This window comes from Bosea sp. 685, from assembly GCF_031884435.1.
Taxonomy (GTDB): domain Bacteria; phylum Pseudomonadota; class Alphaproteobacteria; order Rhizobiales; family Beijerinckiaceae; genus Allobosea.
Genome location: NZ_CP134779.1, coordinates 1,937,505 through 1,950,690 on the forward strand (window position 1 = coordinate 1,937,505; position 13,186 = coordinate 1,950,690).

A 13,186-nucleotide genomic window follows, 5' to 3' on the forward strand; every position below is an offset into this window, starting at 1 on the left:
TTCGGCTGCGCTCGCTGCCCCGGAATGACGGCGCCTTAATTGGATAAGGCGCGCCCTTTTGATTGCAACGACCGCCAAAGCCCTTAGGTAGGCGTTGAGGGAAACGCCTAGCTGGAGCCGAGCCAAACATGGCCGACACGGAATTCGACGTCCCGTCCTTCGACGCGCCGGCGGCGCGGATCACCCTGTTTCGTGCGCTGATCCAGGCGAGCACTCGCCACGGCCGGGCCCGGATCGCTCTGGAGGATCCCGAGCGCCAGCCGATCAGCTTCGGGCGGCTCATGCTGGGCGCGCTGGTGTTGGGGCGCAAGCTTGCAGGCGTCACGCAAACGGCTGAACGCGTCGGCCTGCTGCTGCCCAATATGCAGGGCATGGCGGTGACGCTGTTCGGACTCTCCGCCTTCGGCCGCGTGCCGGCGCTGCTGAACTTCACCGCCGGGGTGAAGAATCTGCGGGCGGCAGCCGAGCTTGCCGGGCTCAAGACGATCATCACCTCGCGTCGCTTCATCGACCAGGCCAAGCTCGACGACGAGATCGCGGCCCTGGGTGAAGGCCGGCGGGTGATCTATCTCGAGGAAATCCGCAAGCAGATCACCAGTTTCGACAAGGCCTATGGTGCGCTGCTCAGCCTCGCGCCCGGGCTCGCGCATCGCGCTTACGAGGCCAAGCCGGACGATGCGGCGGTGGTGCTGTTCACCTCCGGCACCGAGGGCAGGCCGAAGGGCGTCGTGCTCTCCCACGCCAATCTGGTCTCGAACGCACGCCAGATCTTCCAGCTCGCCGCCGGCTTCCTTTCCGAGCGCGACATCGTCATGAACCCGCTGCCGGCCTTCCACTCCTTCGGGCTGACGGCGGGGCTCCTGATGCCGCTGCTGCAGGGCATGAAGGTCGTGCTCTATCCGAGCCCGCTGCACTACAAGCAGGTGCCCAGGCTGATCGGCGAGATGGGCTGCAGCTTCCTGTTCGCGACCGACACCTTCCTGCAAGGCTATGCGCGCGCCGCCGATCCCGACGACCTCAAGAGCGTGCGCTATGTCGTCGCCGGTGCCGAGCGGGTGAAGCCGGAGACACGCCGGATGTGGGAGCCTTACGGCACCACGATCCTGGAAGGCTATGGCTGCACCGAATGCTCTCCCGTGCTCGCCTGCAACACGCCTGTGGCCATGCGCGAGGGCAGCGTCGGGCGCCTGCTGCCGGGCATCGAGGCGAGGCTCGATCCGGTCGAGGGCATCACCGAGGGCGGCAAGCTTTGCGTGCGGGGCCCCAATGTCATGGCCGGCTATCTCAGCGCCGAGGAGCCGGGCAAGATCGTGCCGCCGGAGGGCGGCTGGCACGACACCGGCGACATCGTCGCGATCGATGACGGCTTCGTGGTGATCAAGGGCCGCGCCAAGCGTTTCGCCAAGCTCGGCGGAGAGATGGTCTCGCTTGCCGCGGTCGAGGCGATGATCGCTGGACTCTGGCCGGAGCAGAACCATGTCGTGGTGGCGCTGCCCGATGCGCGCAAGGGCGAGCAGCTCGTCCTCGTCACCGAAAAGCCCGATGCCGAGAAGCGCGCCTTGCTGGACGAGGCGAAGGCGCAGGGCTTTCCCGAATTATGGGTGCCGCGCGCGATCCTGGTGACCAATTCGATTCCGGTGCTCGGCAACGGCAAGATCGACTATGGCGCGACGCGCGAGCTTGCGGCCTCGCGACGTTCGCTGCTGTGACGCCACAATCTTGGCTATGGTGCAGCGCATGATCACGGTCTCCGCCTCCGCGCTCCTCTCCACTCTCCGCATAGCGGCGCTCGCCCCGGCGCTCTATCTGGGCTCGCCCGCCGATCTCGCGGCGCAAGGCAAGAGCGTGATCCAGGGCAAGAGCGCGGTTTATGAGCGGCGCGACGAATGCGTCGAGGCCGGCCTGCTGAGTGCCGAGCAATGCGAGTTCGCCTATCGCAATGCCCGCGCCGAATTCGAGCAGAAGGCGCCGCGCTATGCCTCGCGCGCGTCCTGCGAGCAGATCCATAAGCGCTGCGGCGCGCAACTGGTCGCAGCCGGTGGCTGGGATACGCTCGGGCGCGGTGGAGCGACCTATGTGCCGCGCTTCAACGGCGTGCGCCTGACGGGCGAGGGCACCGCCTTGCGGGCCTTGCCGGTGGTCGAGGGGGCCGGGCGGGTCGCCTTCGCCGGGCGTTCGGTGACGGAGCTTCAGGACAAGGTGGCGGGCCGGCAAAACGTGTCCGGGCCGACCGAGGCGCGCAGCAGCCGGCATGGCCACCAGACGCAAGCCGCAGGACCTTACGTGAAACGCGGCGACCGCGACGATACGGTGCGCGTGCCGATGGAGCAGAAGAGCATTGGCTCCAATGTCGCACCGGGCCTCTATGTCGATCCCGACGGCGTCGAATGGTACAAGCCCGCCCGCCGGCATTGAATGGCTTGCGCGCAAGAGCCTGGAGCCGCTTGCGCCGGGAGCCTGCGCCCGCTACCCCTGCGGGCAGGCGGACGTGGCGAAACTGGTAGACGCAAGAGACTTAAAATCTCTCGGCCCGAAAGGCTGTGCGGGTTCGATCCCCGCCGTCCGCACCACCACCTCAGCGACCTCTCAGAGCATTTGGGAAAGCTGCTTGAGCTCGTCCCCGTCGAGATCGGAGACGGCCGTGTAGACGACACCCCCGCGTGTCCAGCTCAGCAGATTATAGCCGTTGCGCTTCGTCAGGGCGGGCGCTGTGTCCGGGGCGTCGGAGGCCCAGGCGAAAACATTGATCAGGTGGAGCCGGCGCTTGTAGACGAGGACGCCGACGCGCCGGCCGGCGATCGTATCGAGCCGGCCGCCGAGTAGCGGATAGCCTTGTGCGGCGAGATCGCGGACCTCGGGTGAGAAATCGACCTTTCCGGCGAACCAGGGCTTCACCGTGTGAGCGTCGGAGGAGGCGACCTGGATTGGGCTTTCCTGCTGCAGCGAGCGCAGATGGGCCGAAAGCAGATCCCGTGCGAGCAGCGTATCGCGTGCAGATCCGGTCACGAACCACCATGTCGCAAGCGCCGACAGAAGACATGCGAATACGAGCACGGCGGCCTGCCGTATAAGCGCTGAGGCCGTCCAGCGCCGCGGCACGATTGATGCGGAAAGGGCCGGTACGGGGCGAGGAGACGGTGACGGCGCTAAAGCGTCCGATTCCTGCTCCAGTGACTGCCTGAGGCGCTGAGACAGGCCTTCGGGCATAGGCTCTCGGCCAAGGCCGGCGACGGCCCTGCTTGTTTGGCGCAGATCGGAGACAAGCGTCGCGCAGTCCGGGCAGTCCGCAATATGGCGCGCAAGCGCGTCATGCTCGTCATCCGGCAGTTCCCTGTCGAGATAGGCGCTCAGCAGATGAGCGTGCCGGTCACAAGGCATGGGAGCGATCCTTCCCGGTTTCGCGGGCAAGCGCCCGACGCAGCAACAGGCGGCCGCGCGACAGCCGCGACATCACGGTTCCAACCGCCGTGCCGGTGATCTCGGAGATCTCGCGATAGCTGAGCCCCTCGATCTCGCGCAGTACGACGACTTCGCGGAAGGCCGTGGGCAGTTCCGCCAGAGCGAGGCGTACGAGGTCTCGCTCCGCTTCGCCGATCAGCGCGTCCTCGGCAGAGGGGGCCTCGGCGGCAATGTCGAATGGGGCTCCCGTGTCACCCTCCCGTCTGTAAAAAGCGGCGTCGAGGGAGATCACGTTTGCGGTGCGCTGGCGGTTGTTGAGTGTGCGGTAGGCGGCGTTGCGGACAATGGCGAAGAGCCATGGCCGGATGTCCTCGCCGCGAAAGCCGTCAAAGGCGCGGAAGGCACGCAAAAACGCTTCCTGCACGACGTCCTCGGCATCGGCCCGCGAACTCAGCAGCCAGAAGGCCAGGCCGAAGGCAGCCTCCTGATGCGGCAATGCCAGCTGCTCGAAACGAGACGGAATGGGCATGATCCCGTGTTTGCCTTGGACTGAGGAGATCGGTGGAAGCTAGCGGCTCTCCTCTATGATCCCGATCACGTCCGGTTTATTCCCGCGCTCTTTTGCTTGATCGCGGGAATAAACCGGGTCGGCCCCGGCTCTTGGACTGCGCGACGCCACTGCGGCGCTCGCCTTGAGACCTCCGGGAGTTGCTCGATGATCCTTCTCTCACGCCGCGATGCGCTTGTCGCGAGTTCGCTTGCCGCCGCCTTCGGATTGACGAAGCCGCTGCATCTCGTCGCGCCGGCCCAAGCCCAGACCATTCCCGATCCGGCCGTCGGCTTTCTCCGCTACAAGGTCGGTTCGATCGAGGTCACCGCGCTCTATGACGGGATCTGGGAAAAGCCGCACGACCCCGCCTTCATCAAGAATGCCTCGATCGAGGAGACCAAGGAGGCGCTCGCCAAGGCTGGCCAGACGACGGCCTTCGTGCCGATCCCGCTGACCGTCGTCGTGCTTAAGATCGGCGAACGCTATGTCATGGTCGATGCCGGTTCCGGCGCCGCGCAATGGCAGCCTACGGCCACCAAGCTCGCAGCCAACATGGCGGCCGCGGGCATCGATCCGACCAAGATCGGCACGATCCTGGTCTCGCATTTCCATCCCGACCACATTTTTGGCCTGATGGATCGTGGCACCAACGCTCCCGTGTTTCCCCACGCCGAGATCATCGTCACCGCGACCGAGTATAAATGGTGGACAGAGCCCGGCCGCGTCGAGAAGCTGCCCGATGCGCGCAAGGCGCTCGGGCAAAGGATCAACGCGGTCTTTCCGGGCTGGAAGAACTTCAGGCTCGTCGATGGCGAGCCCGAGGTCGCGCCGGGCGTCAGGCTGGTCAGGACGCCGGGCCATACGCCCGGGCACGCCGCCTTCCATGTCAGCTCGGGCAACGAGCAGCTGATGATCTCCAACGATGTCGCCTATGTCCCGGCCCTGCTCGCACCGCATCCGGATTGGCAGGGCAGCTATGATCAGGACAGCGCAACGGCCGTCGAGACGCGTCGCACGCTGATCGATCGCGTCATCGCCGAGAAGATGGCGATCTGCGGGGCGCATTTCCCGTTCCCCGGCAAAGGGGTCTTCGCCAAGGACGGCGCCGGCTACGCCTTTACCCCCGAGAAGGCCTAACCCGCCCGGGCCGGCGCTGAATGCGACCCAGTGGTTCCCTGATCCCAATCCTGCCGTGATCCCAATCCTGGAGACAGTTATGATCCGCAAAATCGTATGCGCAGCTTTCGCGAGCGCTCTCGCTGCTTCGACTGCAGCATTCGCCGTCGATACCACACCGACCAGGGGCGCGCCCGACCTGAGCGCCGTCAGGTCGGAGATCAAGGCCAAGGAGTTCAAAGCCGCGATCAAAGACCTGAACGGCATGATCGACGCCGGTGTCCAGCATGCCGACGTCTACAATCTGCTCGGCTTCTCCCTGCGCAAGAGCGGCGACCAGAAGACGGCGCTGACCTATTACCGTAAGGCGCTCGACTTCGACCCCGGCCATAAGGGCGCTCTCGAATATCAGGGCGAGCTTTATGTCGAGATGGGCGAGATCGCCAAGGCGCGCGACAATCTCGCGACCCTGGTCAAGCTCTGTCCACAGGGGTGCGAGGAGCGCGAGGACCTCGAAAAGGCGCTCGCTGCGGTGGCGAAGACGAACTGAGCCCGACGATCACGCCATCCCGGATCGGCCTCGGAGCCGATCCGGTACGACCTATCAAGAACGAGATCTGGCAAGGACGAGACCATGACACGATCGATGTTCCGCGACAGTGCGGCATTGCTGGGTCGCCTGCTGCTCGCTGCACTGTTCCTGCACGAATCCTGGGTGAAGCTGACGCATTTTGGCCCATCCATGGCCTATATGGAGCGCTTCGGCATTCCCGGTCGGCTGCTGCCTGGCGTGCTTGTCGTCGAACTCGGTGGCGGCGTCCTGCTCGTGCTGGGACTGTTCAGCCGCCATGCGGCTCTGGCGCTGGCGGCATTTTGCGTCGTTGCGGCGGGCCTGTTCCACAATGCCCTGTCCGATGGCAATCAGTTGCTGCATTTCGAGAAGGATCTGGCGATCGCAGGGGGGCTCCTCGTGCTTTGCGCCTTCGGTCCGGGCCGCTTCGTGTTGCCGCTCGGTCGGCCAAAGCCTCTCGGCTGAAAGGCTGTGCGGGTTCACGTCTCGCCGGCGGCGTCACCTCTCAGAGCCATTCCTCGTCGCGATCCAGCGCCAAAAACACGGAAACCCCCAGCCGGGAAGCTGGGGGTCCGGTGATCGGTTTCACGGATGATCCCGTTAGACCAAATGGCTTTTATGAAGCCAGTCTTGAAGTCCCGTTCGCGACACTTAGAGAATTTCCACGTTTCTCCGAATCGCGGAAATGCTCTACCTCCTTGTTTTATTGCATTTTCTTCACATGAACCGGTTTCCACTTCGCTCGAAAACGCTCTAGCGAACTGAAACGTGAGCGAGCTTGGGCACTCCATAGCCTGCGACGAAGGTGTTCGCCCCGATAATGGAGGGGCCATGAGCTATGGCCTGTTGTGGCCGAACCGGAGTTGCCGCCTCCTCCTGTCCGGCAGTGCAGTCATCAACCTCGGCGGTCAGGATCCCCGTCGCTGCTTGAACAGCCATGTGCGCCAGCCCAACGATAGAAACTGGTCAGGGCTAAGCCGATGATCCATGCCGTCATAGGTCACGAATGTCGGCGAATTGCCCGCTTTCGCTAGCGCACCCGCCCATGACCGGCTTGCGGCATAGGGGTTCTCCTTATCCTCTGTGCCGTGCACGAGCAGGAATGGGACCTTCGCTGCGTTCGCCGCGAGACTGCGCCGCGGTGGCACTCCCGAGAAGGCTACGACGCCCGCGAACGTTTTCGGCTTCGTAGCGGCCGCGATCATCGCTGCCGAGGCTCCCATCGAGAACCCGACCAGATAGACCCGCTGCGGATCGATCGGTAGGCGCCGCTTCAAGTCTTCGACCAGAGCCAGGACATCGGCGAGGTGTTCTCCAGCGTGGGCGACCCGGTTGCTGCCTTCGCCGCTATAGTTCGCGCTACGCGTGGGGAATTGCGGCGCGACGACGTAAGCCGGGAAATCGTCCGCGATTTTCGGGATGGACCAACTCCGGATTAACGGTCCGACTTGGCTGACGTTGTCCGCTCCGACCGCGCCCGATGCATGCAGCGCAACGACAAGCGGCGATTTGGCTTGGCCGTGCTTGGATGGCGAGAGCAAACGATACGGAATTGTTCGACCCTCGGACACCGTGAAGATGTCCGGTTTGAATGCGTCGATCGGAGTTTTGGTGAGAGTCTCGACCTCGACGAGATGCGTCGAAGATGGCCCATAAAGGCGTCGCTCTTCCTTCACCTCGCCTGCCTGGGCGGCAAGTCCGGCCATGAAGAATATCGCGAGCAAGCTCGCGGTAAGAGGCAGGGGGCGTCGCATCGCTTCCTCATCGTTGAAGGGTGTGGAAAGCCAAGGCTCTCTGCGCTCTTCATCGGTTGTCACTTGACGCTGCACAAACGGCGATATCTCTAACGAGCCAATGGATTTTCTTTAGGCTTTGAATGGACCGACCGCTTCTTCCGCTGAACGCGCTACGCGCCTTCGAGGCCTCGGCGAGGCACCTGAGCTTCACCAAGGCTGCCATCGAGCTCTGCGTGACCCAGGCGGCTGTGAGTCAACAGGTCAGGTCGCTAGAGGTCCGGCTCGCCGTCGAGCTCTTCCGGCGTCTGCCGCGGGGGTTGGCACTCAGCGACGAAGGACGATCCCTGCTGCCGACGCTGCGGGAGAGCTTCGACCTGATCGCGCAAACGCTCGATCGCTTCGCGCCTGGTGCAAAGCGCGAGGTGCTGGTCGTGGGCAGCGTCGGCACGTTCGCTTTGGGATGGCTCCTACCGAGGCTGAAGGCGTTCCATGAGTTGCATCCTTCGGTGGAACTCAGGCTGTCGACTAACAATAATCGGGTCGACATCGCTGCCGAGGGGCTGGATTACGCCATCCGCTTTGGCAGCGGTGCCTGGCACGCCACCGTTGCCGAGAAGGTTTTCGACGCCCCCATGGCCCCGGTTTGCGTACCGGCCATCGCAGCAGGCCTAAAGCACCCTAACGACCTCAAGGACGAGGTCTTGTTGAGATCGTATCGCTCTGACGAATGGCTGGGCTGGGCCAGCGCTGCCGGTATCGGACCGCTGCATGGTAGAGGCCCTGTGTTCGACAGTTCCCTTGCGCTCGCCGAAGTCGCAGCATCTGGTGCCGGCGTCGCCCTGGTGCCCACGGCCATGTTCCAGAACCACATCGCAGCGGGAAGGCTCGTCTGTCCCTTTTCGACCTCCGTATCGCTCGGGAGCTACTGGCTGACATGGCTTCAGTCGCGCTCGATGTCTTCAGCGATGCTCGCGTTTCGCAACTGGCTTAAATCAGAAACTGCGATTTCGAACGCCTGAAGAGCCCGCCGCATCATGTTTCCTCCGCCTCTACGACGGGGTGCGGTTCCTCAAAGCAACCGGTGGCATGGTGTGGAACGTCGTAACGCTCAGCCATCGCCAGCGGCTGATCCCGACGAACTGCTTGGCTACGGAACGCTAAGGCTAGGCTTCGATCGATCCGGCCCGTGGAGGTCCGCTCCCCGCCCTTGGCCGAAAGCTACGCGCGCCGATTGACGCCCTCCACGGCTCATGCCGACGGGATTATGGTTGGGGCTGGCGCCCGGTTGCTCGCAGTGGGGCGCAGCACGGCGCCCGATTAAATCCTATCAAGGCGAGATGGCCGGCAATGCTGCCTCACAACTTCCGAAACACCACGCTCAGATTGTTCGCCGGCATCTCGATGACCTCGGGCACTGAGAAGCCTGCTTCCCCTGCCAATGCTGCGACCTCATCGAGATCGCGCAGGCCCCAGTCCGGGTTGCGGCTGCGCAGGCTCGCGTCGAAGGCGGCGTTGCTGGGCTCGAGCGCGCGGCCGGGGCGGCGATAGGGACCGTAGAGATAGAGCGGCGCGCCGGCTTTCAGGATGCGCCCGGCCTGGCGGATCAGGCCCTGCGTCGCCGCCCAGGGCGCGATATGGATCATGTTGATGCAGAGGATCGCGTCGGCGCTCGCAACCGGCCAGGCCGGAGCCGCTGCGTCGATCAGCACGGGCGGGCGGATATTTTGCGCGCCTTGCGTCCAGGCCTTGATGCTCTCCAGCGCCTCGGGCGAGGGGTCGCTGGGCTGGAAGGCGAGGCCGGGCAGGGCGCTGGCGAAATGCAGGGCATGCTCGCCCGAGCCGCTGGCGATCTCCAGCACGAGCCCGGTCGCGGGCAGCACGTCGCGCAACACTGCAAGGATCGCGTCGCGGTTGCGCTGCGTGGCGGGCGCGAAGAGGCGCTGGTCACTGGGCCTCGTTTCGCTCGCGGCCGGCTGCCACGGCCCGCTTGTCTTGCTCGTCATGTCCATCCTGCCTTTCGACCGGGGCTTGCGATCCAGGGCCTTGCGATCCAGGGCCTTGCGACCATCGAGTCTTGCGAATCTTTGCTGCGACCCATCGCCACGCAATCGCGATACGCTATAAGGGCTTTTGAAGCAGGCCGCTGACGAGTGCGGCTTTGCATGGCGCGGGCTGGTTTTGTTAACCGAGATATTGATCGTCGTGGCATTGACCGTGATTAACGGTCTTCTGTCCATGTCCGAATTGGCCGTCGTCTCGTCCCGCCCAGCCAGGCTCAAGGTTCTCAGCGATCAAGGCAATAAGGGCGCGGCGATCGCGATCCGCCTGACCGAGAATCCGGGCCGCTTCCTCTCGACCGTGCAGATCGGCATCACGCTGGTGGGCGTGCTCTCGGGCGCCTTTTCGGGCGCGACCCTGGGGGCGCGGCTGGCCGAGTGGCTGGCGCAGCAGGGCCTGTCGCGTGCGGCCTCGGACGGGCTTGGCGTCGGTGCGGTGGTGGTGGCGATCACCTATCTCTCGCTGATCCTGGGTGAACTGGTGCCCAAGCAGATCGCCTTGCGCGATCCCGAGCGCGTCGCCGCGCGCGCCGCGCCCGCCATGCTGTTCCTCTCCAAGATTGGCGCGCCTTTGGTCTTCCTGCTCGATCTCTCGGGGCGCGCCGTGCTGAGCCTGCTCGGCCAGAAGGGCGAACCCGAGGAGAAGGTCACCGAGGAGGAGGTCCGCACCATCATTGCCGAGGCGGAGACGGCCGGCGTGCTGGAGCGCGACGAGCGCGAGATGATCTCGGGCGTGATGCGGCTCGCCGATCGGTCGGCGCGTGCGCTGATGACGCCGCGCCGTGAGGTCGAGGTGATCGATCTCGCCGACAGCGCCGACGAGATCCGGGCCCAGTTGCGCGCGACGCGCCGCTCGCGGCTACCGGTCCAGGACGGCGAACCCGACTCGATCATCGGCGTCGTCATCGTCAAGGATATGATCGATCTGCTCTCGGACGGCGCGGCGCATGATCTGCGCCAGCTCGTCGACGAGGCGCCGGTGGTGATGGACACGGCCAATGCTTTGCGGATCCTGCGCGATATCCGCGCCTCCAAGGTGCATATGGCGCTGGTCTTCGACGAGTACGGGCATTTCGAGGGCATCATCACGCCAGGCGACGTGCTGGAAGCGATCATTGGCGCCTTCCAGGAGGAGGAGGAGAGCGAGCCGCCGATCGTGACGCGCGCCGACGGCTCTTATCTGGTCGCTGGCTGGATGCAGGTCGACGAGTTCTCGCATGAGCTCGGTATCCATATCCCGCGCGACGCCGACTTCCAGACGGTGGCGGGCTTCATCCTGGCTGAGCTCAACCGTCTGCCCAATGTCGGCGAGTTCTTCGACAAGGGGCATTGGCGCTATGAGGTGGTCGATCTCGATGGGCGCCGGATCGACAAGGTGCTGGTCAGCCGGATCGAGTGAGGCCGGCTTGCGGGCATTGACGGTGATCGCCGCGCCGTGGTCTAAAGTCCCCAAGGGGTTCACCGCGACGACCCCGTGAGGCTCCGGCCCAAAGTTCGCGTCCAGATTCCTTTCTCGTGGGATGGACGCCATGTCTTCCAACATTGAAATCAGCACTGCCCAATTGTCCCGGCTCATCGGCTTGCCCGACGCTCCGGTGCTCATCGACGTTCGTATTCCACAGGATTTCGACGCCGACCCGCGCTTGCTGCCAGCCTCCGAACGGCGCAGCCACACGGATGTGGCCGCCTGGGCCAGGGGCTATGCCGGCCGGCGCGTCGTGGTCTCCTGCCAGCGCGGTCTCAAGCTCAGCGAGGGCGTCGCCGCCTGGCTGAGACATGAAGGTGTCGAGGCGGAAAACCTCGCAGGCGGATTCGAGGCCTGGCGCGCCGCCGGCGGAATGCTGGTCGCGCCGGCCAAGGTTCCGCCGCGCAATGCCGCCGGCAACACCGTCTGGGTCACGCGGACCCGGCCCAAGGTCGACCGCATCGCCTGTCCCTGGCTGATCCGGCGCTTCGTCGATCGCGCTGCGGTCTTCCTGTTCGTCTCGCCATCGGAGGTCGCTGACGTGGCCGATCGTTTCGGCGCGACGCCCTTCGATATCGACGGCGTGTTCTGGAGCCATCGCGGGGCGCGCTGCAGCTTCGACGTCATGATCGAGGAGTTCGGCCTGTCGAGCCCGCCGCTCGACAAGCTGGCGACGATCGTGCGGGCGGCCGATACGGCGGAGCTCGATCTCGCGCCGCAGGCGGCGGGGCTGCTCGCGGCCTCGCTGGGCTTGTCGCGCATGTTCAAGGATGATCTCGCGCAACTGGAGGCCGGCATGCTGCTTTACGACGCGTTCTATCGCTGGTGCCGCGATGCGAGCGAGGAAAGCCATAACTGGCCCGCACGCTCGGCCAAGATCTGAGGTGCGGCGATGACGATCGCGACGACAACCGCTTCGATCGAAGCAACGCCCGCCATGCCGACGCTGGCGGAAGCCACCCGCGTCTGGGCGAAGATCGGCCTGCTGTCGTTTGGCGGGCCGGCCGGGCAGATCGCCTTGATGCATAAGGAACTGGTCGAGGAGCGGCGCTGGATCGGCGAGCAGCGTTTCCTGCATGCGCTCAATTACTGCATGCTCCTGCCGGGCCCGGAGGCGCAGCAGCTTGCCGTCTATATCGGCTGGTTGATGCATCGCACGCTCGGGGGGTTCGTCGCCGGCCTGCTGTTCATCATCCCCGGCGCGCTGGTGATGCTCGGGCTCAGCACGCTCTATGTACTCTACCGGCAGGTTCCGCTCATCGACGGGATCTTCTTCGGGGTGAAGGCCGCGGTGCTCGCCGTGGTGATCGAGGCGGGCTTGCGGATCAGCCGGCGGGCGCTGAAGAACCGCGCCATGGTGGCGGTGGCGATCGCAGCCTTCATCGCGATTGTCCTGTTCAAGACGCCATTTCCGCTGATCATTCTGGCGGCGGGGCTGATCGGCTGGCTCGGCCATCGCGTCAGGCCCGATTTGTTCGGCCCAGGCTCAGGGCATGGCGCGTCGGGGCCGGACGTCGTCGGGCTGGTCGATCAGATGTTCGCGCGCGGCGAGATGGCGCATGCGCGCCCGTCAGCAGGTAAGGCGCTGCGGGTCCTGGCCATCTGGCTGCCGCTCTGGCTTGGGCCGGTGCTCCTGCTCTGGCTGATGACGGGGGGCGCGAGCGTCTGGACGCATCTGGGGACGTTCTTCAGCACCATGGCAGTCGTCACCTTCGGCGGCGCCTATGCGGTGTTGGCCTATGTCGCGCAGGCGGCGGTCGAGAGTTATCACTGGCTCGTCGCCGGCGAGATGGTCGATGGGCTCGGCCTCGCCGAGACGACGCCCGGCCCCTTGATCCTGGTGCTGCAATTCGTCGGCTTCCTGGCCGGATTCCGCGCGCCGGGCAGCATGCCGCCGCTGCTGGCGGGCGGGATGGGTGCGTTCTTGACGCTCTGGGTGACCTTCGCGCCCTGCTTCCTCTGGATTTTCCTGGGTGCGCCCTATGTCGAGGCATTGCGCGGCAACAAGGCGCTGTCGGCGGCGCTGAGCACGATCACGGCTGCGGTCGTCGGCGTGATCATGAATCTCGCGCTCTGGTTCGGCCTGCATGTCCTGTTCAGGGAGGTGCGCCGGATCGAGCTGCTGTTCGCCAGTCCCGACTGGCCCGTGCTGGCCTCGCTGGATTGGCGCGCGGCGCTGCTCTCGGCGGCTGCGATGGTCGCGATGCTGCGCTTCAAGACCGGGATGATCCCGACGCTTGCGGCCTGCGCCGCGGCAGGTGTGGTGCTGACGCGACTTCCAGCCTGATCGTC

13 protein-coding genes, 1 tRNA gene and 1 pseudogene are annotated in these 13,186 nt (G+C 65.2%); 10 read left to right on the forward strand and 5 right to left on the reverse strand.

What is annotated here, in order from left to right:
- Positions 1 to 128: 128 nt before the first annotated feature.
- The 3 genes from RMR04_RS10470 to RMR04_RS10480 all read left to right on the forward strand — a co-directional run bounded on the left by RMR04_RS10470 (position 129) and on the right by RMR04_RS10480 (position 2,570).
- Complete coding sequence (locus tag RMR04_RS10470) at positions 129 to 1,709, forward strand: AMP-binding protein (RefSeq protein WP_311914605.1); 1,581 nt, start codon at positions 129 to 131, stop codon at positions 1,707 to 1,709.
- A 28-nt stretch (positions 1,710 to 1,737) separates the two neighbouring features.
- Complete coding sequence (locus RMR04_RS10475) at positions 1,738 to 2,415, forward strand: DUF1190 domain-containing protein (RefSeq protein ID WP_311914606.1); 678 nt, start codon at positions 1,738 to 1,740, stop codon at positions 2,413 to 2,415.
- 67 nt (positions 2,416 to 2,482) lie between these two features.
- A tRNA-Leu gene (locus tag RMR04_RS10480) sits at positions 2,483 to 2,570 on the forward strand.
- A 16-nt stretch (positions 2,571 to 2,586) separates the two neighbouring features.
- On the opposite strand, the gene RMR04_RS10485 is transcribed toward RMR04_RS10480, so the two are convergent.
- From RMR04_RS10485 to RMR04_RS10490, 3 genes and pseudogenes are all read right to left on the reverse strand, one after another.
- Positions 2,587 to 3,006 (reverse strand): anti-sigma factor family protein, encoded by a 420-nt coding sequence (locus tag RMR04_RS10485; RefSeq protein ID WP_311914607.1) that lies wholly within the window; start codon positions 3,004 to 3,006, stop codon positions 2,587 to 2,589.
- A 309-nt stretch (positions 3,007 to 3,315) separates the two neighbouring features.
- Positions 3,316 to 3,378, reverse strand: a pseudogene (locus tag RMR04_RS32100) (hypothetical protein); the annotation flags it as partial.
- Positions 3,368 to 3,895, reverse strand: coding sequence for a sigma-70 family RNA polymerase sigma factor (locus RMR04_RS10490; protein WP_311914608.1), 528 nt, complete (start codon positions 3,893 to 3,895; stop codon positions 3,368 to 3,370). The gene RMR04_RS10490 and the pseudogene RMR04_RS32100, both read right to left, overlap by 11 nt.
- Before the next feature lie 219 nt (positions 3,896 to 4,114).
- Between RMR04_RS10490 and RMR04_RS10495 the strand changes: the two genes are divergently transcribed.
- The 3 genes from RMR04_RS10495 (at position 4,115) to RMR04_RS10505 (ending at position 6,101) form a co-directional block, all read left to right on the forward strand.
- Positions 4,115 to 5,086 carry an MBL fold metallo-hydrolase gene (locus RMR04_RS10495; protein ID WP_311914609.1) on the forward strand — a complete coding sequence of 324 codons (972 nt, stop codon included), beginning with the start codon at positions 4,115 to 4,117 and terminating at the stop codon, positions 5,084 to 5,086.
- A gap of 79 nt (positions 5,087 to 5,165) precedes the next feature.
- Positions 5,166 to 5,615 carry a tetratricopeptide repeat protein gene (locus RMR04_RS10500; protein ID WP_311914610.1) on the forward strand — a complete coding sequence of 150 codons (450 nt, stop codon included), beginning with the start codon at positions 5,166 to 5,168 and terminating at the stop codon, positions 5,613 to 5,615.
- Positions 5,616 to 5,699: 84 nt separating this feature from the next.
- Positions 5,700 to 6,101, forward strand: coding sequence for a DoxX family membrane protein (locus tag RMR04_RS10505; RefSeq protein ID WP_311914611.1), 402 nt, complete (start codon positions 5,700 to 5,702; stop codon positions 6,099 to 6,101).
- Positions 6,102 to 6,544: 443 nt separating this feature from the next.
- On the opposite strand, the gene RMR04_RS10510 is transcribed toward RMR04_RS10505, so the two are convergent.
- Positions 6,545 to 7,342 carry a carboxylesterase family protein gene (locus RMR04_RS10510; protein WP_311914612.1) on the reverse strand — a complete coding sequence of 266 codons (798 nt, stop codon included), beginning with the start codon at positions 7,340 to 7,342 and terminating at the stop codon, positions 6,545 to 6,547.
- Positions 7,343 to 7,512: 170 nt separating this feature from the next.
- Between RMR04_RS10510 and RMR04_RS10515 the strand changes: the two genes are divergently transcribed.
- Positions 7,513 to 8,391 carry a LysR family transcriptional regulator gene (locus RMR04_RS10515; protein ID WP_311914613.1) on the forward strand — a complete coding sequence of 293 codons (879 nt, stop codon included), beginning with the start codon at positions 7,513 to 7,515 and terminating at the stop codon, positions 8,389 to 8,391.
- Between the two features lie 336 nt (positions 8,392 to 8,727).
- Here RMR04_RS10515 and RMR04_RS10520 read toward each other — a convergent pair whose 3' ends face one another.
- A complete protein-coding gene (locus tag RMR04_RS10520; RefSeq protein ID WP_311914614.1) occupies positions 8,728 to 9,375 on the reverse strand; it encodes a DUF938 domain-containing protein in 648 nt (215 codons plus the stop codon).
- A 190-nt stretch (positions 9,376 to 9,565) separates the two neighbouring features.
- Between RMR04_RS10520 and RMR04_RS10525 the strand changes: the two genes are divergently transcribed.
- From RMR04_RS10525 to chrA, 3 genes are all read left to right on the forward strand, one after another.
- Entirely contained in the window at positions 9,566 to 10,828 is a 1,263-nt protein-coding gene (locus RMR04_RS10525; RefSeq protein WP_311915793.1) for a hemolysin family protein, read from the forward strand.
- Between the two features lie 130 nt (positions 10,829 to 10,958).
- Positions 10,959 to 11,777 carry a chromate resistance protein ChrB domain-containing protein gene (locus RMR04_RS10530; protein ID WP_311914615.1) on the forward strand — a complete coding sequence of 273 codons (819 nt, stop codon included), beginning with the start codon at positions 10,959 to 10,961 and terminating at the stop codon, positions 11,775 to 11,777.
- 9 nt (positions 11,778 to 11,786) lie between these two features.
- On the forward strand, positions 11,787 to 13,181 hold the full coding sequence (gene chrA, locus RMR04_RS10535) for a chromate efflux transporter (protein WP_311914616.1): 1,395 nt from the start codon (positions 11,787 to 11,789) through the stop codon (positions 13,179 to 13,181).
- Positions 13,182 to 13,186: the final 5 nt, after the last annotated feature.